At 75.1% G+C, this 23,576-nt stretch carries 29 protein-coding genes; 19 read left to right on the forward strand and 10 right to left on the reverse strand.

Annotated elements, in window-relative coordinates; genetic code table 11:
• Positions 1-18: 18 nt before the first annotated feature.
• On the forward strand, positions 19-231 hold the full coding sequence (locus tag ACFVSN_RS36415; RefSeq protein ID WP_387957659.1) for a hypothetical protein: 213 nt from the start codon (positions 19-21) through the stop codon (positions 229-231).
• 21 nt (positions 232-252) lie between these two features.
• Here ACFVSN_RS36415 and lanL read toward each other — a convergent pair whose 3' ends face one another.
• Positions 253-2,832, reverse strand: a complete 2,580-nt coding sequence (gene lanL, locus ACFVSN_RS36420; RefSeq protein WP_387957661.1) for a class IV lanthionine synthetase LanL — start codon at positions 2,830-2,832, stop codon at positions 253-255.
• Between the two features lie 154 nt (positions 2,833-2,986).
• Positions 2,987-3,154 (reverse strand): SflA family class IV lanthipeptide, encoded by a 168-nt coding sequence (locus ACFVSN_RS36425; protein ID WP_380441257.1) that lies wholly within the window; start codon positions 3,152-3,154, stop codon positions 2,987-2,989.
• Between the two features lie 161 nt (positions 3,155-3,315).
• Here ACFVSN_RS36425 and ACFVSN_RS36430 point away from each other — a divergent pair, with 161 nt between their 5' ends.
• On the forward strand, positions 3,316-4,050 hold the full coding sequence (locus tag ACFVSN_RS36430) for an alpha/beta hydrolase family protein (RefSeq protein ID WP_387957663.1): 735 nt from the start codon (positions 3,316-3,318) through the stop codon (positions 4,048-4,050).
• Positions 4,051-4,070: 20 nt separating this feature from the next.
• On the opposite strand, the gene ACFVSN_RS36435 is transcribed toward ACFVSN_RS36430, so the two are convergent.
• Complete coding sequence (locus ACFVSN_RS36435; protein ID WP_380441261.1) at positions 4,071-4,877, reverse strand: NAD(P)-dependent oxidoreductase; 807 nt, start codon at positions 4,875-4,877, stop codon at positions 4,071-4,073.
• Between the two features lie 65 nt (positions 4,878-4,942).
• On the opposite strand from ACFVSN_RS36435, the gene ACFVSN_RS36440 reads away from it, so the two are divergent.
• A complete protein-coding gene (locus ACFVSN_RS36440) occupies positions 4,943-5,836 on the forward strand; it encodes a LysR family transcriptional regulator (RefSeq protein ID WP_387957666.1) in 894 nt (297 codons plus the stop codon).
• A 135-nt stretch (positions 5,837-5,971) separates the two neighbouring features.
• On the forward strand, positions 5,972-6,442 hold the full coding sequence (locus ACFVSN_RS36445; RefSeq protein WP_387957668.1) for a carboxymuconolactone decarboxylase family protein: 471 nt from the start codon (positions 5,972-5,974) through the stop codon (positions 6,440-6,442).
• 264 nt (positions 6,443-6,706) lie between these two features.
• Here the strand turns inward: ACFVSN_RS36445 and ACFVSN_RS36450 are convergent, their stop codons facing one another.
• On the reverse strand, positions 6,707-7,528 hold the full coding sequence (locus tag ACFVSN_RS36450) for a hypothetical protein (RefSeq protein ID WP_387957670.1): 822 nt from the start codon (positions 7,526-7,528) through the stop codon (positions 6,707-6,709).
• A gap of 119 nt (positions 7,529-7,647) precedes the next feature.
• On the opposite strand from ACFVSN_RS36450, the gene ACFVSN_RS36455 reads away from it, so the two are divergent.
• The 4 genes from ACFVSN_RS36455 (at position 7,648) to ACFVSN_RS36470 (ending at position 10,547) form a co-directional block, all read left to right on the forward strand.
• Positions 7,648-8,448, forward strand: coding sequence for a hypothetical protein (locus ACFVSN_RS36455; RefSeq protein WP_387957673.1), 801 nt, complete (start codon positions 7,648-7,650; stop codon positions 8,446-8,448).
• Between the two features lie 496 nt (positions 8,449-8,944).
• On the forward strand, positions 8,945-9,253 hold the full coding sequence (locus ACFVSN_RS36460) for a hypothetical protein (RefSeq protein ID WP_387957675.1): 309 nt from the start codon (positions 8,945-8,947) through the stop codon (positions 9,251-9,253).
• 39 nt (positions 9,254-9,292) lie between these two features.
• Positions 9,293-10,045 carry a helix-turn-helix domain-containing protein gene (locus ACFVSN_RS36465; protein WP_380441272.1) on the forward strand — a complete coding sequence of 251 codons (753 nt, stop codon included), beginning with the start codon at positions 9,293-9,295 and terminating at the stop codon, positions 10,043-10,045.
• A gap of 79 nt (positions 10,046-10,124) precedes the next feature.
• Entirely contained in the window at positions 10,125-10,547 is a 423-nt protein-coding gene (locus ACFVSN_RS36470; protein WP_380497862.1) for a hypothetical protein, read from the forward strand.
• Positions 10,548-10,770: 223 nt separating this feature from the next.
• On the opposite strand, the gene ACFVSN_RS36475 is transcribed toward ACFVSN_RS36470, so the two are convergent.
• The 3 genes from ACFVSN_RS36475 to ACFVSN_RS36485 form a co-directional block, all read right to left on the reverse strand.
• Positions 10,771-12,069: an MAB_1171c family putative transporter gene (locus ACFVSN_RS36475; RefSeq protein ID WP_387957677.1), complete on the reverse strand. Its 1,299-nt coding sequence runs from the start codon at positions 12,067-12,069 to the stop codon at positions 10,771-10,773.
• Positions 12,066-12,659: a ParH-like protein gene (locus ACFVSN_RS36480; RefSeq protein ID WP_387957679.1), complete on the reverse strand. Its 594-nt coding sequence runs from the start codon at positions 12,657-12,659 to the stop codon at positions 12,066-12,068. Before ACFVSN_RS36480 ends, ACFVSN_RS36475 begins: the two co-directional genes overlap by 4 nt.
• Before the next feature lie 288 nt (positions 12,660-12,947).
• On the reverse strand, positions 12,948-13,394 hold the full coding sequence (locus ACFVSN_RS36485) for an XRE family transcriptional regulator (RefSeq protein ID WP_329924585.1): 447 nt from the start codon (positions 13,392-13,394) through the stop codon (positions 12,948-12,950).
• A 185-nt stretch (positions 13,395-13,579) separates the two neighbouring features.
• On the opposite strand from ACFVSN_RS36485, the gene ACFVSN_RS36490 reads away from it, so the two are divergent.
• The 8 genes from ACFVSN_RS36490 to ACFVSN_RS36525 all read left to right on the forward strand — a co-directional run bounded on the left by ACFVSN_RS36490 (position 13,580) and on the right by ACFVSN_RS36525 (position 18,799).
• The gene (locus ACFVSN_RS36490) at positions 13,580-14,239 is read left to right on the forward strand and encodes a PH domain-containing protein (RefSeq protein ID WP_387957680.1); all 660 of its coding nucleotides are present in this window, start codon (positions 13,580-13,582) and stop codon (positions 14,237-14,239) included.
• A 125-nt stretch (positions 14,240-14,364) separates the two neighbouring features.
• Positions 14,365-14,886 carry a hypothetical protein gene (locus ACFVSN_RS36495; RefSeq protein WP_387957682.1) on the forward strand — a complete coding sequence of 174 codons (522 nt, stop codon included), beginning with the start codon at positions 14,365-14,367 and terminating at the stop codon, positions 14,884-14,886.
• 137 nt (positions 14,887-15,023) lie between these two features.
• Positions 15,024-15,374: a DUF6247 family protein gene (locus ACFVSN_RS36500; protein ID WP_380497867.1), complete on the forward strand. Its 351-nt coding sequence runs from the start codon at positions 15,024-15,026 to the stop codon at positions 15,372-15,374.
• Positions 15,371-15,628, forward strand: coding sequence for a hypothetical protein (locus ACFVSN_RS36505; RefSeq protein WP_387957684.1), 258 nt, complete (start codon positions 15,371-15,373; stop codon positions 15,626-15,628). Before ACFVSN_RS36500 ends, ACFVSN_RS36505 begins: the two co-directional genes overlap by 4 nt.
• A gap of 136 nt (positions 15,629-15,764) precedes the next feature.
• Entirely contained in the window at positions 15,765-16,745 is a 981-nt protein-coding gene (locus ACFVSN_RS36510; protein WP_387957686.1) for an alpha/beta hydrolase, read from the forward strand.
• A gap of 25 nt (positions 16,746-16,770) precedes the next feature.
• Positions 16,771-17,493 carry a helix-turn-helix transcriptional regulator gene (locus ACFVSN_RS36515; protein ID WP_387957688.1) on the forward strand — a complete coding sequence of 241 codons (723 nt, stop codon included), beginning with the start codon at positions 16,771-16,773 and terminating at the stop codon, positions 17,491-17,493.
• A gap of 42 nt (positions 17,494-17,535) precedes the next feature.
• Positions 17,536-17,922: a hypothetical protein gene (locus ACFVSN_RS36520; RefSeq protein ID WP_387957690.1), complete on the forward strand. Its 387-nt coding sequence runs from the start codon at positions 17,536-17,538 to the stop codon at positions 17,920-17,922.
• An 82-nt stretch (positions 17,923-18,004) separates the two neighbouring features.
• Positions 18,005-18,799: a DUF4253 domain-containing protein gene (locus ACFVSN_RS36525; RefSeq protein ID WP_387957692.1), complete on the forward strand. Its 795-nt coding sequence runs from the start codon at positions 18,005-18,007 to the stop codon at positions 18,797-18,799.
• Positions 18,800-18,831: 32 nt separating this feature from the next.
• Here the strand turns inward: ACFVSN_RS36525 and ACFVSN_RS36530 are convergent, their stop codons facing one another.
• Complete coding sequence (locus ACFVSN_RS36530; protein ID WP_387957694.1) at positions 18,832-19,041, reverse strand: hypothetical protein; 210 nt, start codon at positions 19,039-19,041, stop codon at positions 18,832-18,834.
• Positions 19,042-19,121: 80 nt separating this feature from the next.
• Between ACFVSN_RS36530 and ACFVSN_RS36535 the strand changes: the two genes are divergently transcribed.
• Together ACFVSN_RS36535 and ACFVSN_RS36540 are read left to right on the forward strand one after the other, a co-directional pair.
• The gene (locus tag ACFVSN_RS36535) at positions 19,122-19,538 is read left to right on the forward strand and encodes a hypothetical protein (RefSeq protein WP_387957696.1); all 417 of its coding nucleotides are present in this window, start codon (positions 19,122-19,124) and stop codon (positions 19,536-19,538) included.
• Between the two features lie 30 nt (positions 19,539-19,568).
• Positions 19,569-19,907 (forward strand): hypothetical protein, encoded by a 339-nt coding sequence (locus tag ACFVSN_RS36540; protein WP_387957698.1) that lies wholly within the window; start codon positions 19,569-19,571, stop codon positions 19,905-19,907.
• Here ACFVSN_RS36540 and ACFVSN_RS36545 read toward each other — a convergent pair.
• Positions 19,866-21,080 carry an RNA-guided endonuclease InsQ/TnpB family protein gene (locus tag ACFVSN_RS36545; protein WP_387957811.1) on the reverse strand — a complete coding sequence of 405 codons (1,215 nt, stop codon included), beginning with the start codon at positions 21,078-21,080 and terminating at the stop codon, positions 19,866-19,868. The genes ACFVSN_RS36540 and ACFVSN_RS36545 overlap by 42 nt on opposite strands.
• A gap of 140 nt (positions 21,081-21,220) precedes the next feature.
• On the opposite strand from ACFVSN_RS36545, the gene ACFVSN_RS36550 reads away from it, so the two are divergent.
• Positions 21,221-21,691, forward strand: coding sequence for a hypothetical protein (locus ACFVSN_RS36550; protein WP_387957700.1), 471 nt, complete (start codon positions 21,221-21,223; stop codon positions 21,689-21,691).
• A gap of 55 nt (positions 21,692-21,746) precedes the next feature.
• Here the strand turns inward: ACFVSN_RS36550 and ACFVSN_RS36555 are convergent, their stop codons facing one another.
• Positions 21,747-23,552: a beta-galactosidase family protein gene (locus tag ACFVSN_RS36555; RefSeq protein ID WP_387957702.1), complete on the reverse strand. Its 1,806-nt coding sequence runs from the start codon at positions 23,550-23,552 to the stop codon at positions 21,747-21,749.
• Positions 23,553-23,576: the final 24 nt, after the last annotated feature.

Consider the following 23,576-nt stretch of genomic DNA (forward strand, 5'->3'; position numbering starts at 1 on the left):
GATCGAAAGGGGCGGGCGATGGGCCTGGAGAGCATGCCGGGTGTCGAGTGGAAGATCATGGACGCCAAGGGACGCAACTACTCCTACGACTCCGAGGAGGAGGCGCTGGAGGAACTGCACGAGTACGGGCCGGGCGCTTCGGTCTGGCGGCGCGAGGTCTACCGGGTGACGATCTTCTTCACCCGTTCGGTGAACGGCTGGCAGCAGGTCCACCCCGTGCCTTCGGCCTGACGGTCGGCGGTCGGGCGACAGTCAGGCGACGGGCAGCAGGGCCGGGCGGGGGCCGGTGCCGCGGTGCAGGCGGCGCAGGAACGTGAGCACGCCCGGCGTTCCGGTGGCCCACGCGGGGGACTCGGTCAGCAGGGCCGTGCCGGGGAAGACCGGACGGTGGGGCGGGCCGCCGGCGCGCGACAGGACCAGGGCCGCGATCTGCCCGGCGGCCTCCCGGTGGCGCTCCTCGCCGGTGGCCGACGCCAGGTCGACGAACAGCTCGCCGACCCCGGCCAGGCCGCAGCACTGCACCACCTGGCCCATCCGCGGCGCCAGTGCCCGGCACGCCCCGGCCGCCTCGGCGGCCAGGTCCACGTAGGCGTCCTCGCCCAGGCGCAGACCCGCCTGGAGCAGCACCGTGCCGATCCCGGCCAGGCCGCGGCACCACGAGCCCCAGCGGCGGGTGGCGCCCGGCCGGGCGGCCTCCGCCACCAGACGCGGCAGTGCGGCGGCCAGGTCCTCGACGATGGCGCGCCCGGCCGCCTGCGTCGCCGCATCGGGGGAGGGCAGGGCGAGGAGCAGGTGGGCCAGGCCGGCGCGGCCGTGGGCGAAACCCTCGGCGAGGGCGGCGGTGCCCGGGTTCGGCTCCTCCTTCAGATCCTGCGGCGGACCGTCGGTCAGGCGGCGGGCGCACGCGGCGGCCACGGCGAGGTGGCGCTGCGCACGGGCGCCGTCGCAGAGGCGGGCCATGAGCAGGTGCGCGGTGCCGACACCGGCCGCGCCCGAGATCTGGTCGGTGGGCACCAGGGCGCCCGGGTCCGAGGCGTCGGCGAGGGCGGGCTCCGGGGTGCCCAGCCGGGCGTCGGCGTCGGCGGAGACGGGCTCCGGGGTGCCCAGCCGGGCGGCGGCGTGGGCGAGGAAGAGCTCGACGCCCGCACGCCCGTCGTACAGGCCGGGCCCGAGCAGCCCGAGCGCCGGGTGCGCGGCCGTCCAGCGGGCGAGGGCGGCGGCGGCCTCGCGGGCATCGGGGTGCTCGTCGGCGTGCTGGAGCAGTTCCAGGCCGAGGCCGGCGGCGCCGTCGTAGAGCGAGAGCAGCGTGCGCGGCCGGCGCGCGGCGGGAGGGGAGCCGAGCAGCTCGTGGGCCATTCGCACGCAGGTGCCGACGGTGTGGGCGACGACCTCCCCGAGGCCGTCCGCGGCGGGGCGGGCGACCTTGCGGCCGGCCGGGCGGCGGCCCTCCCGCAGGGCCGCCGCGGCCGCCGTGCGCTCCCCGGCGTCGAAGCTCAGCAGGCCCGCCACCACCGCGAGGGCCGGATGGTCCGGGGCGGGCAGGGCTGCGGCCAGGCAGGCCAGGGTGCGGTCGCGGCAGGCGGCCGGGTCCGGGCCGATCGCCACCGGGTCCAGGCCGGTCAGCGCGAAGTGCAGGGTCGTGCCCAACGCGTAGTAGTCATCCGCGGGCCGGGGACACGCCGAGGCGACGGGCAGACCGTAGCCCGGGGTCGCGCCGGCCGGGCGCTCACCGTCCAGGGCGCTGACCCCGAAGTCCACCAGCGACCACGAACCCGCCTCGCCCCGCACGACGTTCGCGGGCTTCAGATCGCACACCACCACGCCCCGCGCGTGCACCGCGTCCAGCACCCGCAGCAGCGCCCGGGCCGCCTCCCGCCAGCCGCGCCCGCCCGAATCCCCTTCCGTGTAAGGCCCGTGGGCGAGGACGTCGCGGCGCAGGTCGCGCGGCCCGCAGGCGCTCGTCACCAGGTACTCGTCCGCGCCGTGCCGGAAGTAGTCGACCAGCCGCGGTACCCCCGACACGCCCGCCAGTGCCGCCAGCACCCGCCGCTCGTGCCGCAGCCGCCCGCGCGCGTCGACGCCCTCGGTGTCCTCCCCGACGAACGCCCGCGCCTGCTTGACCACCACCCCCAGCCCGCTCGCCAGTTCGACACCCCGGTAGACGTGACCGCCGGGCGCGCGGCTGATCCCCGCGGTGATCCGGTAACGGCCCTCGCCCACGCGCGTGCCCTTCGGCGGCGCGGCGGTGGTGGTGACGGCTTCGGCGGTGAACGGGTCCACAGCCCAAGGCGGTTGGGCGTACGAGGGCTGCGCGAGCCCCGGGAACGTCCGCCCGTCCGGACCGCTCATCAGCGCGACGTCCTGGTCCTGCGGGGCACGGAACGGGCCGTAGCGGTAGTAGACCGGCGAACCCGCGCGCACCTGCCGGTCGCTCACCACCCGCGGACCGTCCCACCCCGCCAGCAGCTGCGCCAACTCCTCACCCAGCGCCACGACTTCACCCTCACGCGGATACACCGTGACGGCCTTGCCGACGGCCGCCGCCCCGTGCACCCCGGAGTTCGTCGCGCCCAGCACGTCCGCGCCCGCCGCGAACTTCGCGTCGCACGTGCGGCGCAGCAGCACCGGCACCACCAGGTCCAGCAGGAGCGGAAGTTGGGCGGCGCGGGCCGAGACGTGCAGCTTCCAGCCGTGGGCGAGCGCGGGCATCGCACGGTCGTGCAGATACAGCCACTGCCCGTCCGCGTGCAGACGCCGCCGTCCCCCGCCCTCCGGTGCCCGCGCGACCAGGCGGGCGAGCTGCGCGAGGTGCCCCGCCGGGTGCTCCCGCACCGAACCCCCTTGGAATGCCGGGCGGGTGAGCGCCCCCGTACCCGGAGTACCGCGCTCACCCGCCGGTCAGAACGGACCGCCCCGGTCCGGTCGGACGGGCTGCCCCCGTCCGGTCAGACGGACCGCTTCGGTCCCGTCGAACGGGCCGTTCGGGTCAGGAGTCGCCGCCGCACGGGAATCGCGTCGGAACCCAGGTCACGAACGGGTCGGCGAGACAGGCCGCCGGGGCGAGATCGGCGTCGAACTCGTCTTCGAACACGATCCCCGCCTCGTCGATCTCCAGCAGGCCCGCGTCGTGGATCTCCAACATGCTTGCAGTCACGGGTAGTTCCTCCCATCTACCGGATTGGTGCCTTGCGGTCCGCACATCGTACTAACCCCCGTGCATCCGTCCTAGTGGTGTGACGCCACCTGCTTCGCGCTCGGAGCGGTACCGTTGGCCACCGACGTGCCGTTGGTCTATGTGGGTGAGGGATAAAACGGATGCAGAAGCGTGAGGTCGTGCGCTACGGAAGCGCGCCCAGCCACTTCGTCGAGCTGTGGGACGCGGACCCGCAGGGCCCGCCCGCCCGGGGCCTGGCGGTGACGGTGCACGGCGGCTGGTGGCGCGACCGGCACGACCTCCACCTCATGGACGACCTCGCCGCCGACCTCGCCGGCCGCGGCTGGTGCGTGGCCAACATCGAGTACCGCCGCACCGGCGGCGACGGCGGAGGCTGGCCGGACACCCTCACCGACGCCCTCGACGCGGTCGCCGCCGCCCACGCCGTGCGCCCCGCCCTCGCCGACCTCCCGTCGATCGCCGTCGGCCACTCCGCCGGCGGACAGCTCGCCCTGCTGACGGCCGCCGCCGGCCTCGTCAACGCCGCGGTCGCGCTCGCACCGATCACCGACCTGCCGCGCTGCGCCGCCGAGGGCCTGGGCGAGGACGCCACCCCGCTGTTCGTCGGCACCCCCTACGACGACGACCCGGCCCCCTACCGCGAGGCCTCCCCGCTCCACCGCCTGCCCCTGGGCCGCCCCCACCTGATCGTCCACGGCGACCAGGACCAGCGCGTGCCCGTCACCCACAGCCGCGCCTACGTCGAGGCCGCGAAGGCGGCGGGGGACCCGGTGACGTACGTGGAGCACGCGGGCACCGACCACTTCCAGGTCGTGGACCCGCGGCACGCGAGCTGGGCGGCGGCGGTGGGCTGGCTGGAGAACCGCGCCGGATAGCCCCCCGACCAGGAGGCGCCTCAGCCCCGGCGGATCGCCTCCACCGCCCGCGACAGGTCCTCGTCCGCGATGTCCGGGTGTGACAGCAGCACCTCGTGCGCCGCCGTCAGCACCCGGCCACCGCCCGCCAGCGCCAGGTCCTTGGCGGCCAGGCGCACCGGGAAGTCCGACTCCCGGCTGCGGGCGCGGGCCACCACCCCCGCGAGCGGCCCGCCCCCCAGCACCTCCAGCGCCAGCTCCTGCGGCAGCCCGAACCCGTCCGCCACCGCCAGCGCCTCGCCGAGCGCCGTCACCCCGGCCACCACCGCGCCCATCACCACGACCTTCAGCGCCGCGCCCGAACCCGGCCCGCCGCAGCGCAGCACGCGCCCGAAGTGCTCCAGCACCGGCTGCGCCCGGTCGAGGTCGGCGCTCTCGCCGCCCGCGTAGATCGTCAGCGTGCCGTTCGCGGCCGGCCCGACGCTGCCCAGCACCGGGGCGTCCACCAGGGACGTCCCGGCGGGCAGCCGTTCGCGCAGGGCGGCCACCGCCTGCGGCCCGACCGAGGACATGTCGATCCACAGCGCCCCCGGCGCCAGGTGCCCGAGGAAGTGCCCGGCCACCTCCTGGACCGCCGCCGGGTCGGTGAGCATCGTGATGACGACGTCCGCGCCCTCGACCGCCTCCGCCGGGCTCGCGGCGCGGGGCAGGTCGCCGGCGCGTTCGGGGCTGCGGTTCCAGACGGTCAACGGCAGTGCGGCGGCGGCCAGTCGACGGGCCATCGGCAGGCCCATGCGGCCCAGGCCGAGGAAGGCGATCTTTCGGAGAGGAGCGTGCTCGGTGTTCATGGCCACCACGCTAGGCAGCCCCGAGCCAGGCGACAAACGAATGTCTCGCATGGTACCCATGCCTCATGGACATGGCTTGGCTCGACGTCTTCCGCACCGCCGCCCGCCTCGGTTCCTTCACCGCCGCCGGCGAGCACCTCGGCTTCACCCAGTCGGCGATCTCCCGTCAGATCTCCACCCTCGAAGCCGAACTCGGCGCCCCGCTGTTCGACCGCCTCGCCCGTGGCGTGCGCCTGACCGAACACGGCCGCGCCCTCCTCCCGCACGCCGAGGCCCTGCTGGAACGCCTCGACTCCACCCGCCGCGAACTCACGGCCCTGACCGAACTCGGCACCGGCCGCCTGCGCCTGGGCGCCTTCGACAGCGCCAACGCCGCCCTGGTGCCCACCGCCCTCGCCGCCTTCCGCGCCGCCCACCCCGAGGTGGCCGTCTCGCTCACCGAAGGACTCTCCGCCACCCTCCTCACCCGCCTCGCGGACGCCGACATCGACCTCGCCGTCGTCGCCTTCTACCCCGAACACCCCTACGACCACGAGCAGTTCGACCTCCAGCCGCTCGTCGAGGACCCGGTCCTGGTCGCCCTGCCCCGCGGCCACCGCCTCGCCCGGCGCCGGCGCCTGCGCCTGGCCGAACTCGCCGACGAGCCCTGGATCGCCGCCCGCCGCACCATCGAGACGACCCTGCTGGCCGCCTTCGTGCGCCAGGGCCTGCGCCCGCGCGTCGAGTACGCCGTCGCCGGCTGGACCGCCAAGCTCGGCCTCGTCGCCGCCGGACTCGGCCCCGCCCTCATCCCCTCCCTGGCCGCCCGCGCCGCCCGCCCCGACATCGCCCTCGTCGCCCTGCACCCCGACGACACCCCGGTGCGGCAGGTCTTCACCGCCGTGCGCCGCGGCCACCACCCGCCCCCGGCCACCGCCGCCTTCCTCGTCCACCTGCGCGAGGCGGCGGCACGCCCCTGACATCGACGTGACGCAGGTCACATCGAAGCGGCCGGTCGGGGATGTCACATCCGTGGCGCGGGCGGGGTCGAGGTAGTGAGAGCAACCGCGAACGGCGCACGCGGACAGCGAGCGCACCGACCAGAGGAGCCCGTCATGGAAGCCCGTTTCAACTACTACGCCACCGCCACCGGCGCGAAGTTCGTCAAGCACTTGAACTCGGCCGGCGCGGCCCTCAAGGACGCGGGCGTGCCCTACGCCACCACCCAGCTGGTGCTGCTGCGGGCCAGCCAGATCAACGGCTGCGGCATGTGCACCGACATGCACTACAAGGACGCCGTGCACGCCGGCGACCAGCCCGAGCGCCTCAACCTGGTGGCCGCCTGGCGCGAGGCGACGGTGTTCACCGACGCCGAGCGCGCCGCCCTGGAGCTGACCGAGGAGGCCACCCGCATCGCCGACGCCGCCGGCGGGGTCGGCGACGCGGTGTGGGAGAACGCCGTCAAGCACTACGACGAGGAGCAGCTCGCCTCGCTGGTGTCGACGATCGCCCTGATCAACGCCTACAACCGGTTGAACGTGATCTGCCGCGTCCCGGCGGGCGACTACCAGCCCGGCCAGTGGTGAGCCGCCCCCGCCTCCCCGCCCGCCCGTTTTCGCGAACGGGTGGGCGGGAGGCGGGGCGGGTCCCGGGCTTGTCCGGGTGAACCGCGCGGACGAAGCCGCAGCCGGGCGGCGACGCGGACACCCGGCCCGCCGCCTTCCGGTGCCCGCCGCCGTCCGGTGTCCGCCGCCTCCGTCGCCCTCCCCGGGCGCTCGACAGGCCCGTTCCGGGCCGGTGTGGAACGGTGGGACGCAGGGGGCGGTCCTGGAGAGAGGAGCGGTGTCATGTCATCGAAGAGGCGGCGCAAGAAGAAGGCACGGGCCAGGCGCGGAGCCAACCACGGCCGTCGGCCGCAGTGCTGAGAACCGGCGACCACCGTCCCGCCGCGGCCGAGGAGGCCGCGGCGGGACTTCGCGCGCTCCCGGGGCGGTAAGCCTCGCCCGTCGCCCGTCGCCCGTCGCCCGTCGCCCGTCGCCCGATCGGCCCCCGGCGCCCGCTCGGGCCGCCCCGAAGCGCCACACCGCGTGCTCCAGGGCGCCCGGGTCGTGCCCGAGCAGGGCGGCGGCCTCCTCGTAGGCGGCGCGCAGCGGCCCGTAGCGCAGGTCGGTGAGGCCGGCGCCGGTGGCGAAGGTGCGCAGGTGGACGTCCACGGCGACCCCGGGGCGGCCGACGAGGCCCCCGAGGTAGTCCGCGGTCTTGGGGCCGACGCCGCGCACGGTGCGCAGGGCGGCCCGGTGGGCGGGCTCGCCGAGCCAGGCGTGCAGGTCCTCGCGGGTGTCGACGCCGTGGGCGGCCAGCAGGTGGGCGAGGGCGTGGGCGGTGGCGACGCGGGCGGGGCTGGCGAAGTCCATCGCCGCGGCGAGGTCCTCGCGCTCCAGCCGGGCCCGGAACCCGGTCACGGTGGCGGCGTCCGGCCACCTCTCCTGCAGCCGTACGATCCTCGGCCGGACCACCGCCTCGTAGCGCCGCCGCGCCTGGAAGGCCGCGTCGCAGATCACCGCCCCCATGTGGGACCAGCCGCCGGGTGCGGCGAACGGACCGTCACCGAGCACCTCCCGTATCCGGTCGGCGAGTTGACGGGCGGGCGCGGCGCACTCGGGTTCGCCCATGGCCACGAATCCCCGATCCCCAACGTCCCTGCTGCGGCGCGGCGTTCGTCCGTACCGGCACCGATCGGGAGCGGGCTCCCGCTCTTGAGCGGGTGCGGCGGCGGTGCTTCACTGTGCGGATGATCGGCGAGGCGGAGATGACGGACCTGTTCGGCGAGGTGCTCAGCCGGCACCGGGTGGACACCCGGGCGCGGTGGCACAACGCCGTGTGGGCGCTGGTGGTGGCCGTGCCCACCGGCTGGCTCGGGCTGTGGGCGCTGCTGCTCACCGTGGACGACGGCCGCTCGCGCGGCGGCCGGGTGATCGGCCTGGTGATCGGCCTGTCCCTGGGTGCGCTGTACGTCGCCGTGACGCAGGCCTGGCGCGCGCTGCGGGGCGGGGCGGGGGAGTACTTCGAGGTCCGCGAGCGCGGCCTCGTCCACGGCTCGCGGCGCGGCGCGGTGGGCTGGGAGTGGGACCAGGTCGTGTCGATCACGATCCCCGGCACCCCGAGGATCCACGGCCTCGCCCGCCGGCTGGGCAACGACTACCGCTGCCGCCTCGCCCTCGACGGCGGCGCCCGCCTGCACATCGACGGGCACGCCGCCGGGGCCTCCGGCCTGGGCCGCGCCGTGCTGCAGCACAGCCCGGACGCGCGGCGGCTGGCCGGGGACGAGTGGCAGGAGAAGGCGGGCGGCTGGTTCCTGGGCGGGGCGCTGGCGTTCCTGGCGGTGGGCGTCGCGATGGTCACCTACCTCGCGAGCCACGCGGACACCACCCGCCGGGTCACCGACGCGAACGGGATGGTCAGCGAGGAGACCGTGCAGGGCGTCAGTGACGGCGTGATCATGGCGGTCGGGCTGAGCCTGCCGGTGTGCGCGGTCGGCGCGATCACGTGCATCGTGCTGTACGTCCGGTACCGGAGGTACCGCCCGCGCTGACCCCCCACCCGGGCTTCCCCCGGCCGCCTGCCGGACCACGGACAACGGACCACGGACAACGCACAGAGACCGCTCGCCCCTGTCGGGGCCGGGCGGTCTCTGCTGCTCGGGCGGGCCCATGCGCCAACACGGCCCGCTGCCGGTGTTCCCGAAATGTGTTGGAGTGAACAGCGCCCCCGGGCTCCGGACCCGCGGGTCCGGACGACGCCGCTGCAAATCGTCACATCCGGCCAGGGTGGCCTACAAGGGGATGTTGCACGAAAGCGCATCAATTATCGGTTTCGACACTTCGGCCTGCGCGTTCGTGACCGAGATCGTCCGGGACTGCGGGCAGGGGGCGGGACGCGGTCGCATCAATCTGCGCGACGTTCACCGAACCGATTGGGAATCACCCATACGCCTGACAGAGTGTTACCTCGCACGGGCCCTTCCGGTGACGCCAACCACGGGAAGACGTCCGGCTGTTGGAGTGACAGTGCTATAGGAGGTCTCGTCGATGACGAGGAAACGGAAGAAGCGCACCCCGGCCCGATGCGTCGCCGACGCCGCCACCCCGCCGCGCCCGCGGCAGACCGTGCGGCGGTCCGTGCGGCAGCCCGTACGGCAGTCCGTACGGCGCCCCTGGCGGCCCCGGTGGCCGTGGGGGCCCGGACCCGTCGAGACGGTCGTGATCGTGGTGGTCGTGACCGTGGTCGTCGCCGCGGCGGCCGTCCTGGTGGAGGCCGGCCTGTCGGCCCAGGCCGCGCTCGAACTGGCCACCGGCGGGCTGCTGCTGGGACTCAGGCTCCGGCGGGAGCGGGCCTAGAGAAACGCCCGCGAGAAACGTCTGCGAGAGACCCCCGCGATGGGACGCAGAGAGAAACCGGTCGCGGCGAGTGACCCGGCACTGGGCCGGCTGGCCGCGTGGCTGCGCGAGCAGCGCGAACGGGCCGGGCTGACGTACCGACAGCTCGCCGCCCGCACCAACTACCATCCCACCACCCTGCAACGGGCCGCCGGCGGGCGGACCGTGCCCAACTGGACGGTCGTCGAGGCCTTCACCCGCGAATGCGGCGGGGACCCCAAGGCCGCCCGCCGCAAATGGGCGCAGGCCAACTACTGGGCGCACGTGCCGCGCCCGTCGGGCCCCCAGCGCCGCAGGGCGCCCAGACCCCTGCACCCCGAACAGGTCGACTCCTTCGCCGACCTGCGCCGCGCGATGCACGAGATGCGGCGCAAGGCCGACTGGCCGCCCCTGGAGGAACTGGACCGCCGGGCCCGGGCCAGGGGCGCGCGCCTGCCCTCCAGCACCCTGGCCCTGGTCCTCAAGGGCGAGGCGCCGCTGCACAAGTCGGTGTTCCGCACCTACATGGAGGTCTGCGGGGTCCGCGAGACCCGCCGGGAACTGTGGGCGACGGCCTGGGACCGGGCGGCCATCGCCCGCACCCCGGTCTCCGTCAACCCCCGCACCTACCAGCGGGAGTTCACCCGCGCCATGCGCAACTCCAGCGGCGGCATCTCCACCGAGAACCTGCTCAAGCTGTGGGTCACGCTGCGCAACAGCCACGCCGCGGACCGGGCCGAGGACACCGGGGACAGCCCGCCGGTGCTCGTGTGACCGGGGCCCGCGGCCGGGACACCCACCAGGAAACCCCCGGCCGCGGGCCCGACCCGCCCGCGCCACCACGGGAACACTCATGCCAATACGACGCACTCCCGCCGCCGTCACCGCCCCCGCGCCCGCCCTGGGCCTGTGGGCGCTGCACGACCTCCACCGCCGGCACTACCTCGCCTACGCCGCCCTGCTGCTCTCCCCGGCCGAGGCCCAACTCGCCGTCCAGGGCGCCTTCGAGGACCTCGCCGGGCGCTGGCTGGAGGCCCTCGCCACCGCGAGCCCGGCCGCCTGCGCCTGGCAGGCGGTCCGCGACCGCGTCTGCACCCTGGCCGGCCCCCGCACGCTCGGCCCCGTCGCCCACCTCACCGCACCCCAGCAGGACGTCCTGCTGCTCCACCTCGCCCTCGACCTGCCCGCCGACCGGATCGCCGCCCTCACGGGCACCGAACCGGCCGCCGTGCACGTCCGGTTGCGTTCGCTGGCGTCGGCGCGGAGGCCGGGGTGAGGTGGGTGGGGTCGGGGTCGGGGGTACCGAACTGGCTGCCGTCCATGTCCGGTTGCGTTCGCTGGCGTCGGCGCGGAGGCCGGGGTGAGGGGCGGGTGCCCGACAACTCCGCCGCAGGCACGGCGCGTTGGTCCGGTCCGTGGCGGTCAGTGGCGGTCCGTTCCGGTGGCGACGGCGAAACAGGTGCCACACCCCCCGGCCGCCGCCGTGATCGGCGCGACGGCTACGGCAGCGGGGCGTTCGGCCGCGCCGTGCGGGCGTACGTGCGCACGGCCGCGACGGCCGGGGAGGTGGTGTAGACGCGGGCGAGGTCGACGAGGCGGTCGGCCTCCGACTCCAGGGCGGCGCACGGCGGTTCGGCGGGCGGGACGGCCTGCGGGGCGACCGGGGTGGGCAGGGCGCCGGCGGCCGCCCGTTCCAGGGCGGCGGCCAGCGCGGCCGCCTCCGCGGTCGCCGCGACGAGGGCGGCGGGCGGCGGGAAGCGGCGGGCGGCGGCGGTGAGCCACTGCGGGGTGCGCGGGTCGAGGTGGTGGCGCAGGATCAGGCGCGCGTCGTGGATCTCGATGATCCGCCGGTACAGGGCGAACTGGGGGTCGCGCGGCGGCAGCAGCCGCCGGGGCAGCAGCCGGTGGGCGGGCACGAGCGCGATCTGCGGCAGCACGGTGTGCAGTTCGGTCCACAGCGGGGTCAGCGCCCGGTAGCGCCGGTGGGCCCGCAGCCACCCGCGGACGGGCGTCAGCACGGCCGGCCACAGCGTGGTCGACAGGCCCGCGGCCAGCAGCGCCGCGCACAGCAGCCCGAGGACGGCGGAGGCGCTGTCCTCGCCCGCGCTCTGGGCGCCGCTGGTGGCCGCGTCCACGACGTCGTCGATGCCCCAGGCGTCCCAGGCCAGGCCCACGGCCAGCCCGAGGGTGAGCAGGCGCAGCCCGGTGCGCCGGTGCCCGCGGGCGGTGGCGCGCGCCCGGCGGGCGACCTGGCGCAGCAGCGCGGTGAGGCAGTACGCGATGTACAGGGTGCGCAGCCCGTTGTACGCGGCCAGGTAGGGCCGTCCGGCGGGGGCGACGGTGAGGTCGCCGGTGGTCACGTCCGGGCCTGCGGCTGTGATGAGCACCGCGCACAGCGCCAGGACCGTTCCCAGGACGCCGAGTTGGCGCCGCACGGCGGTCCGGGCGGGCTCGCCGGAGGCCAGCGCGACGGTGAGCAGGGCGATCGCGCCGGTCGCGCACAGGTGCAGGGCGTCGCCGAGCAGGACGGGCAGCAGCGCGGGGGAGGCGAGCAGGCCCGCCAGGCTCAGCAGCCGCGCCGCGCCGGTGACGGTGGGCGGCGCGAGCAGCAGCAGGGCCGCGCCGAGGAAGGCGGTGCAGTAGCAGGTGTAGCGGGTGGAGGCGCCCAGCCCGGTCCACCCGCCGCGGGCGCCGTCGCGCGGGCTGCGCGCGTTGCGGGCGGCGCGGGTGCTGCGCGCCAGGTGGTAGGCGTTGAGGGCGAAGAACGCGGCGACGGGGTAGAGCGCGAGCTCGCTCACGGCCGCCCGCCCCCGTCCCTGCCCCCGCCCGTGCCCCCGTCCCTGCCCCCGCCCCCGGAACCGCCCTCGGAACCGGCGTCGAAGCCAGTACGGAAGCCAGCGCGTAAGCCGGGGCCGGCGCCGGAGGGCGGCGGCGCCGACAGCAGCGTGTCCAGCCCCGGCGTCGAGCCCGGGCGGGCCGCCGCCGCGTCGGCCTTCGCCGCCCGGCTGAGGATCAGCGACGCCAGCAGCTCCGCCTCGCGCTCCTGCGGCTCGTCGTACCCGGTGCGCCCCAGCACCCGCTGGACCAGCGCGGGGGACAGGTGCGGCAGCAGCGCCTGCGAGGACACCGGCGTGATCGGCGCCGAACCGGCGTGGTCGAACAGCAGGTGCGCGATCTCGTGCACCAGGATGTGCCGGCGGTGCAGAGGGCTGGTGTCCGCCGCGTACAGGATGTAGTCCGCCTCCGCCGTGGACACCAGCAGCCCGCACGGCAGGTTCGGGCGCGCGGCGACCGGCACCAGCTCGATGGGCCGCCCGCGCCGGCCGGCGAGCCGGTCCAGGAGCACGGCGGGGTCGAACGGCGCCGACAGGTCCAGCTCCTGCGCCATCCGCCGGCACCGCCGCAGTACCGACCGGTAACCCCACGCACCCCGCACGGTGTGTCCTCCTCGCCCTCCGGCCCCCGGCCGGTCGTTGCCCGCGGCCCGCCGTCGGCGGCCGCGCCCCGCGCCCCCGGGTGCGGCCCCGGTCCGTCGCCGTGACTCGTCCCCGCATGAGTCGAGTCGCCCGGACGTCTCCCGGGGTTCCGCGGACTTCGTCACGGACTCGTCCCGAAGACGCCCGACTCCCGACGCCCGCTGCCCGGGGCCCGCCGCGGCGAGACCTTCAGGGACGCGTCACGACGAGGCCGGGCGGCGGGCGGAGTCCCGGCGGGCGATGACGTCGATCAGCTCGCTGACCGTGTCCAGCCCCTCCGGCGAGAGGTTGACCGCCCGCAGCGCGAGGCTGCGCACGCCCGCGTCGCGCAGCGCGCCGAGCAGGGCGAGCTCCTTGGCGATCTCGGCGCCCTGGCGCTCGTCGAAGAAGTATGCGGGCGGGACCTGGAAGAAGTGGGCGAGCGCCTCCAGGTGACGCTTGGTCGGGTTGTCCCGGCGCCCGGTGCGCAGCTGCCACAGGTAGGTGGTGGAGAAGGACTCCCCGGTCGCCTCGCGGCAGGCCCGGGCGACCTCCTCGTTGGTGTACTGCTCGCGGTCCGGCCGGCGGACCGTCTGGAACAGCGCCTCGATCCTGGCCGCGAGCCCCGACGTCTCGACCGGCCCGTCCTCGCGGGGCGATTCCGCCATGGCAACCCCTCTCCCGCCCGTGACCTCCGCGCCGCAGCCTGGGTGAACGGAGGAGACCCTGCGCGATCACCATAGCTCAAGGGGATGAGCCCGGGTGGATGCGGTGCGCCAACTCTTCCATGCCAGTTGACCGGTGGAGCGGCGGGTGCCATCCTGGCCGACTGACCGCCGGCCCCGGGAGGTTCGTGAACAACGCCGCGCACAACACCGCCGACAACACCGCCGACGACCCCGCGGGCACCGGCCCGCGCACCGGCCGCCCGCACGCGGCCGCCACCGACGCCACCGACGGCCCGATCGGCCCGAACGGTACGGCGACCGTCCGCCTCGGCTTCCTGTGGCGCGGAGCGGGCTGGGCCCTCGGCACCCTCACCGGCCTGCTGCTGGCCATCGTCCTCGCCGAGAGCGGCACCGTCGACCGCCTCGGCGTACCCCCGTCCCTGCTGCTCGTCACCGCCGCCGCCCTCGCCGTCGCGCTGGCCGCCCCCCGCACCTTCCGGCTGCGCGCCGACGAGCAGGGACTCACCCTCACCCGCATCCTGCTGAGCCGCCGCTACCGCTGGCAGGACGTCACCGGCCTCGAAATGGACTTCGGCGAGGACTCCGAGAGCGCCGCCCCCCGCCTCGCGCTGCGCCTGCGCCTGGCCACCACCCGCCGCACAGGCTGCGGACCGGCCCTCGGCACCCTCCCCACCACCTGCGACCGCCGCCCGCGCGGCACCGAACCGCCCGAACTCGCCGACCTGTTCACCCTCCTCGACCGCCACGGCGTACGCCTCGACGCCCCCCACTACGCCGCCCTCGTCCTCTCCGCCCACGGCCGGCCCCCGCTGGGCCGCCACTGAACGCGACGCCGCTGAACGTGCCACCGGTGAACCTGCCGCCGCTGAACGCGGCGCCCGCCCGCGCCCGTTGACGCAGGCAGGAGCGCGCCGGCCCGCGGCGCGCGAGAGGCCAGGGGGCTGCCGTCATGCTCACCTTCCACGGCGCGTGGCGCATCACCGTCCTCACCCGCGACGCCGACTTCGAACAGCGCGCCGTCGTCCGCGGCCCCCACGGCACCCGCGTCATCCCCGGCCGCCCCGGCGCCACCCTGGAAGTCGACGAGGACACCTGGACGCTCGCCCTGGAACACCTGGCCTGGGGCCGCACCTGGGAACCCAACGCGCGCACCACCCCCGGCCCGCTCACCGACCACGCCGGCCTGCGCGGCCGGCTGCTCACCAGCAGCGACCGCCACTTCCCCGGCAAGCCCCTGGACTACGCCAACTTCGTGCTGCGCCTGGAGCAGCCCACCACGACCCTGCGCACGCCCCGCCTGCACGGCACCCCCATGACCCCCGCCGTCCCCGCCACCCCCGCCGCCCCGCAGGCGATCCGCACCACGTCCTCCGCCCCCACGTACGGGCCCTCCGCCGGCCGCCCGGCCCAGACCCCCGCCAAACCGGCCGCCGCCGCCGACGGACACGGCCGCCCGCAGCCCTGGGGGTAGCCACCCCCGCCCGGCCCCGCGGCACCGGCCGCACCCCCCTCCCGCCGGCAGGACGGCGCCGTCCCCGGAGCACCTCGGGCCGCAGCCGATGGGTGCGTCCGTCGAGTAGCCTCACACCCGAGGGAGAGGAGCCAGCCATGAGTCAGCCCGCACCCAACGGGGGTGAAGTAATCCCGCGCCCGGAGAAGACCCCGGCCGCGCTCAAGGCCGCTCTGGCGGTGGTTGCCGCGGACCGGCTGCAGGAGATGGTCGAGGGGCAGAGCCGGGCGATGGCCGAGGCCATCGACTCCGGCAGCGTCCAGCCGCTTCGCAATTTCGTGGACCACTGGGCCGCCGTCGTCGAGATCGAGCGGTTCCCGGGGGCCTCGCAGGCCTACCACCGGGCGAACTACCTCGCCAACCACGCAGGAACCGTCGCCGAGTGCCGTAGGCACGCCATCGAGGTCGCCGAGATCTACCGGACCGCCTACGCGGCGGTGACCGGATGACCTGGAGCTGGGAGTATCTCCCCAGCGAGGAGCGGGTGATCGGCGGTGCGCCCGCGGACTTCGTCGCTGCCCTGGAGCACCGGGCTGCCGAACTCGTCCGCGCAGCCGAGGCGCTCTACCTGGACGGTGCCGGCTACGAGGGCAGCGGTGAGCCCATGCGCCACCTGGACGTTGCCGGCGGCTTCATGACCTACTACGTGGTTCCCCGTCTGGAACTCGTGGCGATCTGCCAGGTGACCCCACCCATCGCCTGACCAGCCCCGGACCCCTTTGTGCGAGGCCGACAGGGACACCTGGATCCGCCTGCCTTGACGGCACGGCGGAAATGTGACGCAGGCCACCCGGAAAGGGTGACATGCTGTTGTCGCGGACGGTCGCGACCATCGACGCATGACGATCACCGCGATGACCACGACGACTGCCACCACCCCCGCTCTCACCGCTCTCACCGACGAGGACTGCCTCGCCGAGACCCTCGCCTTCAACGCCCAGTTCGAGGTCGCCGCCGCGACCCGCCCCTCCCGCTCCACCACCCCCGACGCCGCCACCCTCGCCCGCCTGCGCGCCAACCGCCTCGGCGGCGACACCCCGCCCGTGCGACTGCCGCAGGCGCAGGAGCGGATCCTCCCCGGCGGGGTCGGCGTGCGGGCGTTCGTCCCCGAGCACGTCGACGGCGTCTACCTCCACATCCACGGCGGCGCCTGGGCGTTCGGCTCCGCCGACGGTCAGGACGAACGGCTGTGGAACCTCGCCCGGCACACCCGCCTCGCCGTCCTCAGCGTCGACTACCGCCTCGCCCCCGAACACCCCTTCCCCGCCGGACCCGACGACTGCGAAACCGCCGCCCGCTGGCTCGTCGACCACGCCGAGACCGAGTTCGGCACCCGGCGCCTGATGATCGGCGGCGAATCCGCCGGCGCCCACCTCAGTGTCCTGACCCTGCTGCGCCTGCGCGACCGCCACGGCGTCACCGGCGCGTTCCGCGCCGCCAACCTCGTCTACGGCCCCTACGACCTGTCGATGACCTCCAGCCAGCGCCTCTTCGGCTCCCGGCAACTGCTCAGCAACACCGAATCCCTCCACGGAAGTTACGAGCTCTTCACCCCCGGCCTGGACGCCGAACGGCGCCGCGACCCGGGCATCTCCCCGCTCTTCGCCGACCTCACCGGCCTGCCGCCCGCCCGCATCGTCGTCGGCACCGAGGACCCCCTCCTCGACGACTCGCTCTTCCTCGCCACCCGCTGGCAGGCCACCGGCGCGGACGTCCACCTCGGCGTCGTGGCCGGCGCGATGCACGGCTTCACCCTCTTCCCCCTCACCATCACCGAACGCGAACAGCAGCGCGAGCGCGACTTCCTGGCCGGTGCGTGACGGCCCCGACGGTAGCGTCGGCGCCGTGAACCGCACCCCGCGCCTGTACGCACTCGTGGAAGATCTGCGCGCCGCAGCGCCGCGACCCCTGACGGTCGCGGCGCTCGCCGCCCGGTTCGAGATCAGCACCCGCACCGTGCAACGCGACCTCCAGGCCCTCATGGACGCCGGCCTCCCCGTGCGCGCCACCACCGGACGCGGCGGCGGCTGGTCGATCGACCGGGCCATGACCCTGCCCCCGATCCGCTTCACCACCGACGAGGCCTCCGCCCTGGTCGCCGCCCTCGCCGCCGCCGACCCCGGCGCCCCCTACGCCGGCGCCGCCCGCACCGCCTCCCAGAAGATCGCCGCCACCATCACCGGCCCCGCCGCGACCGCCGCCCGCGACCTCGCCGCCCGCATCGTGGCCCTGCCCGCCGCCCACACCGGACAACCGGTCCGCACCGCCGTCGAACGGGCCCTCACGGACGCCACCGTGCTGCGCCTGTCCTACGCCGACGCGGCGGGCAGGACCACCGAACGCGAGGTGGAACCCGCCGGACTGCTCACCGCCGGCGGCAACTGGTACCTCATCGCCTGGTGCCGCACCCGCCACGCCGGCCGCGGCTTCCGCCTCGACCGCATCACCGCCGCCACCCCCACCGCCGAACCGGCCCCGCCCCACGCCCTGGCCGACCTCCTGGCCGGCTCCGCCGCCGCCGGCGCACTCCCCCCGGCGGCCCTGGACCCGCTGCGGTCGGGGAAGTGAGGGCCGCCTCCGCCCGGCGGCGGAGCGTGCGACCATCCTCTGATGAGGAACCCCGGTGCTGCGTTTGGCAGGCGACTGCTCGTCGAGTCGCTGACCGTGGTGGCGGCCGACCCCTCGGCGCAGTGTGCCTGGATCGACGGGCACGGTGTCGTGACGGACGAGATCGCCCTGGACTTTGACCACGCCTTCCGCATGGTCGGGGGCCTGACCGAGGACGACGGCGTCAGCCCTGCGGTACTTCCCGACCTGCGGGCGATCGACGCGGTCTTCGCCGGGATGAGCGGTGCGGGGAACACGGACCGGTGGAGCATGGACGCCCTGGAGACCGATCCCGGCTGGGGCGAAGCCCAGGACCTGGCCCGCCGGGTCCTCGCCGACATGCCGGGGGAGTGGCGCCTGCCGATGCCGGAGATCTGCGTCATCCGCTGACGGACGGCCCCGCAGCCCCGGGGCACGGGCGCGGGTCGGCCGGCTCGCCCCGTTGTCGGTGCCCGCGCCTAGGGTGAGCCGCATGAACCACGTCGACCTGCGCCGTCTCCTCGCCGACTGCCCCGATCTGCCGCCGGGCCGCGTCGTCGGCGCCGACGAGGTGCCCGCGATGTGGGTCGGCGACGCCGCGCCGGCGCCCGGGCTGTGGGAGACGCTGCACCGCGCCCACCCGCGCACCGGACTGTGGCCGCTGCTGCTCGCCCCGCTCGACCGCTCGGCGGACTTCCGCCCCTGGCTGTCGGGCGAACTGAGCCCGCCCGCCGTGACCGACCCCGCCCGGCACGACCCGCACGAGCTCCTGCCCACCTGGTGGGACGGCCTGGGCCCGGAAGAGGAAGAGGGAGAGGACGAGGAAGAGGAACTCGGCGCGGTCCTGGCCCCGTTCGGCCGTACCTGGCCCGGTGCGGCGCCCTCGACCCCGGTCCCGGCCACCGACGCCGACGAGTGCGCCCGCATCCGCGCCTCGGTCCTGGAGAGCGCGCCGAACCTGCGGATCGGCCTGGTCGCGGCCCCCGGCGGTGCGGCGGCCCTGGCCGCCTGCGGCTGGACGGGCCCGGCCAACCACGCCGGCACCGGCCGGATCGCGGCCGTCCTCGCCGACTGGGAACACCGCTTCGGCATACGCGTCGTCCGCGCGGGCTTCGACACCCTGGAACTGAGCGTCCCCAACCCGCCCACGACACGGGAGGCGGCCCTGCGGGTGGCCGCCGAACACGTGGCACTCTGCCCCGACCAGGTCTTCCAGGGCACCGGCAGCCTCACCGCCTACGCCGACCTGCTCGTGGGCTCGCACGAGTGGATGTTCTGGTGGGACTGAGCATCGCGTAGGAAGTCGGCATGCCCGACTTCCTACGCCGGGGGCGGCGCCTGACGACCAATGGCGGGGCGCCACCGGAACCAGTAGTCGGGCCCGTCGACCCGGTAGCGGGCACCGGCAACGAACCGCAGCTCACCCACGAGCCGCCGTGCGCCCGCCGGCACCTGACGGTGCGACGCCAGCAGCAGGGTCAGTTCGTCGTAGCGGACGTCGACCCCGCCATGGCCGGGATGACTCTGCACCCCGGCCGTCCCGGCCAGGTGACGCTCGCTCCACCCTGCATCGGAGCTTGGTCCCGCCGGGGGCGCGTACGCTCGGCTGCGTGCCCCGTCATCCGAGGAATCCCCGCCGCCTGGTCGCCGACGGGCGTGCGTACCTGTGGACCCTGCGCCACAGTCACCGCGCGCCCGGCGACGGCCGGCGGGCGGACTGCTGTGCGACCGTCACCCTGCATCCCCAGCCGGCCGGCACCGGCGGCCCGCTGCGGATCGTCTTCACGGAAGGCCCGGGCCGGTACGTGGGCGGGGCCCCGCTGGGGTCCGGGGACGTGGGGTTCGTGCGGGGCGGCTCGCTGAACCTGCACGAACCGGGCGCCGTCCGGGCCCTGCTCGACGAGGCCGCGGCCCGGGGGTGGCACCCCGGTGAGCGGGCGGCGGAGCTCGACGGCTGGTCGCTGCTGGAGGCGGCAGCCGCCGCACAAGCCGGGCCCGCCGGGACCGCCGGACCCGCAGGACGGTAGGAGTCGGTGGCATGGCCTAGGGTCCCGTTCATGATCACGCGTCCCACTGGGCAGGCGGAGGGGCCGTACGACGCCGCCTTCCTGCCGCGCCGGCAGATGACCCTCAGAGCCGCCGAGCAGCCGATCCGCGAGCCGGTGGCCAAGCTCGGCGGGCAGCCCGTGTGGCTGGCCGAGCCCGCCTGGCCGGTGGACCCGTCCAGCGGGCGGCCCCTGGTGTTCATCGGGCAGTTCCCGATCCCCGGGGACGAACTCCGCCTGGCCTACCTCTTCCTCGACGAGGAAGGCGTCATCGTGACTCCTCCCCCGGCTGAAGCCGGGGGCTTCTCGCTAGCCCTGGCGGAGGTTGCGACGGACAAGCCCTGCCCGTAGAACGTTGGTGGCTCCCACCGTGTCGGCGTGCGCCGTGTGGCCGCAGCCAACGCAGTGGAAAGTCTCCTGGTTGGGCCGGTTCTGCGCCGCAACGTGCCCGCATTCGGGGCAGGTGCGGGAGGTGTTGCGGGGGTCCACGGCGATCACTTCCCGGCCGGCGCTTTCAGCCTTGCCGGTGAGGATCGTGAGGAACACCCCCCAACCGGCATCGTTGATCGACTTGTTCAGCCCGGCCTTGGCCGCCGCACCGTTCGGCAGGAACACACCCGGCCGGCCGGGGTCGGGCTTCGGCGCGGGAGCCTTGACCATGCTGCGGATCCTGAGGTCTTCGTGCGCGATGAAGTCATGCCGACGCACGAGGTCAAGAGCGGTCTTGTGCGCGTGGTCGAGGCGTTGACGGCGCACCTTGCCGTGCAGCCCGGAAACCTTCTCGACCGCCCGCCGGTGATTCGCCGTGCGGTCCTTGGCCTTGCAGCGCGGGAACCGGGACAGAGTCCGCTGTGCGGCTTCGAGCTTCGCGGCGGCCTTCCGCCCGTGGCGCGGGTTGGGCACGAACCCGCCGCCCGAGTCGGCGAGGAAGTTGGCTATGCCCATGTCGATGCCGACCACGGAGCCGGTTGCGGGCAGCGGCTGGGGCTCGCCCTGTTCGGCGGTCAGCACGACGAACCACTTGCGGCCCTCGCGCTTGACGGACACGGTCTTGACCCTGCCGGCCACCGGGCGGTGCCGGTTGACCTTGACGTGCCCGACGCCCTGGAACCGGACACGGGTCACCCGGTCGTGCGGCGTGGAATCCCAGCGGCAGCCGTCCCCGTCCTTCGGGAAGTCCACCGTGTCGAACCAGTTCACCCCCCGAAAGCGCGGGTAGCCGGGCGTCTCGCCGGACTTGACCCGGCGGAAGAACCCGGCGAACGCCTTGTCCAGGCGACGGAGCGTCGCCTGCTGCGAGGAGAACGACCAGCGGCCCTGGCGCTCCGGGTCGAACGCCCGGATCTCCTTGAGCTGCGCCGACTGCATCCCGTACGTGATGCCGGTCTTCGAGACGTGCCGGTAGGCGTCGCGGCGTTCCTGCAACGCCCCGTTGTAGAGCGAGCAGTGATCCCGAAGCATCTCCGACAGTGCCTGCGCCTGGCCCACGGTGGGCCGCATGAGGAACTTGTACGCACGGATCATCCAGCCCACCCCCCTTTCGGTCGATGTGGTCAAGCTAGTGCACCCCACTGACAACGCAGCGTTCTCCGCCGCTTCGCGGCTCCGGGCCAAGGATGCATTCCCTCCCCGGCTGAAGCCGGGGATACCCTGCAAGATCAGGGATGGGAGGGATCGACCCGGAGGCCGGCGACGCCGTCCTGCTGGTGCAGCCCGGCGGCCGCATCCCGTCCTTCGCCGTCATCGGGCCGCCGGGCACGCGGGGCCGGACGCTCTGGCGCTGGGGCCCGGACGAATCCGAGATCCCGGTCGAGTGGCACGTCGACCTGCAGCCGGTCGCCCCCGCGATCGATCGCTCGATCGACGACCAGGCGGCGTTCGAGCGGAGCCTGCGGGGCGAGGGGCCCGATGTCGAGATGCCCGGCGGCGAGGACCTGCACGACTACGTCGGCGGCACCGCCTGCTACCCCAACCTCTACGCGCGCGTCGACTCCCCCTGGCAGTTCCTCTTCAAGATCAGCGATGCCGGCGAGGGCGAGGACGATCCGTACTTCCTCAACTTCGGCTACGGCTACGGCTTCGGCTTCGTCAGCCCCGACCACCGCGAAGGCCGCTTCTTCTGGGAGTGCTCCTGAGCGCCCCTCCAGCCGCGCGGGAAGCCGGCCCCGCCGACCTCCCGCGCGGCTGCGGTCAGTACTCGCTGCTCGGGGCCTGGGCGGTGGGGCCGAGGTCGGGGTGGTCGCGGACTTCGAGGGCTTCGCCGTGGCGGTCGAGTTCGAGGACGAGGAGTTCGTTGCGGCCCGGGCGCCACAGGGGGGCCGGGGCGTAGAGGGTGCGCTGGGGGCCCTCGGCGGTGTGGCGGCCCAGCAGGAAGCCGTTGAGCCACAGCAGGCCGCGGCCCCAGCCGGGCAGGGCGACGAAGGCGTCGGCGGGGGCGTCGACGTCGGTCTCGAAGCGGTGGAACGCGGGGTCGCCGTCGGTGAGCGCCACCGCCCCCGGCTCCTCCAGCCGGAGGGCGGCGAGGTCGTCCAGCGGCAGTGGCCGGATCTCCCACTCGAAGAGCAGCTGGCCGTCGTGCGCGACGCCCCGCGTGATGCCCTTGCGGTCGTCCATGTTGGGGCCGTAGTTCACCCGCCCCAGGGCCTCGACCAGGATGTCGAGGACGGCGCCGCCGGGCCCGGTGGCCAGGGGCAGCGTCGCCCGGGGGCTGTTGCGGTCCAGGACGCCGAGCGGGCGCCCGTCGGCGAAGACGTGGGCGCGGTCGGCGAGTCCGTCGATGCGCAGCGGCAGTTCGGGGCGCGGTCCGGGCACGCGGGTGCGGTAGTGGACGAGGCCGCGGGCCTGGCCGAGGCGTTCCATCGGTTCGGGGCAGGCCCGCCGTACCGGCGCCGACAGCGAGTCCAGGGCCGCGAGGAGCCGGGCCCGGCCCGTGGCCCGTTCCAGGCGGCGCGGGGCCAGGCGCGGTGGCGGGGCGGGCAGTTCGCCCTCCGGCAGGGGCACGTAGCGGCCGATGACCTCCCGCAGCGCGTGGAACTTCTCGGTGAGCTCGCCCGCCTCGCCGATCGGCGCGTCGTAGTCGTAGCTGGTGGAGGTGGGCTCGAACCCGGCGTCGCAGGGGTGGGCGCCGCTGTGGTTGGCGCCCGCCCACAGGCCGAAGTTGGTGCCGCCGTGGGCCATGTAGAGGTTGACGGAGGCACCGGTGGCGAGGAGTTCGTCGAGGGAGGCGGCGCTCTCCTTGGGGTCGCGCACGTGGTGCGGCTCGCCGAGGCGGTCGAACCAGCCGATCCAGAACTCCATCGCCGTCAGCGGCCCGGGCAGGGCGGACGCCTGGTGGCGGCGCAGCGCGGCGAGGCGTTCGGGCGCGCGGGAGCCGAAGGTCGCGGTGGCGAGGTGGCCGGGGATGGTGCCGCCCTGCTGCATGGTGTCGTGGGCGCCGTCGGCGGTGAACAGCAGGCAGTCCACGCCGCGGCGCACCAGGCCGTCGCGCAGGTGGCGCAGGTAGGCGCAGTCGCGCCCGTAGCTGCCGTACTCGTTCTCCACCTGCACCGCGACCACCGGCCCGCCCCGGCTCGCCAGCAGCGGCAGGATCTCGGGCACGACGGCGTCGAACCAGCCGTCCACCTCCGCGAGGTAGGCGGGCTCCGAGCAGCGCAGCCGCAGGCCGTCGACGGCGAGCAGGCGGGCGGGCAGGCCGCCGAAGTCCCATTCGGCGCAGATGTACGGGCCGGGGCGCAGGATCACGTCCAGGCCCAGGGCCTGCCCGGCGCGGGCGAACCGGGCGACGTCCCGCCAGCCGGTGAAGTCCACCTCGCCGGTGGGGAGTTCGTGGAAGTTCCAGGGGACGTAGGTGTCGACGGTGTTGACGCCCAGCGCCCGCAGCCGGCGCAGCCGGTCCTCCCACTGGTCGGGGTGGACGCGGAAGTAGTGCAGGGCGCCGGAGACGATGCGGTGCGGCGCGCCGTCGCGCAGGAATCCGGAGGCGTCGAAGTCGAGCATGCGGGGGCCTTTCGCAGGGAACCG

The organism is Kitasatospora sp. NPDC057904, from assembly GCF_042887925.1.
Classification (GTDB): Bacteria; Actinomycetota; Actinomycetes; order Streptomycetales; family Streptomycetaceae; genus Kitasatospora.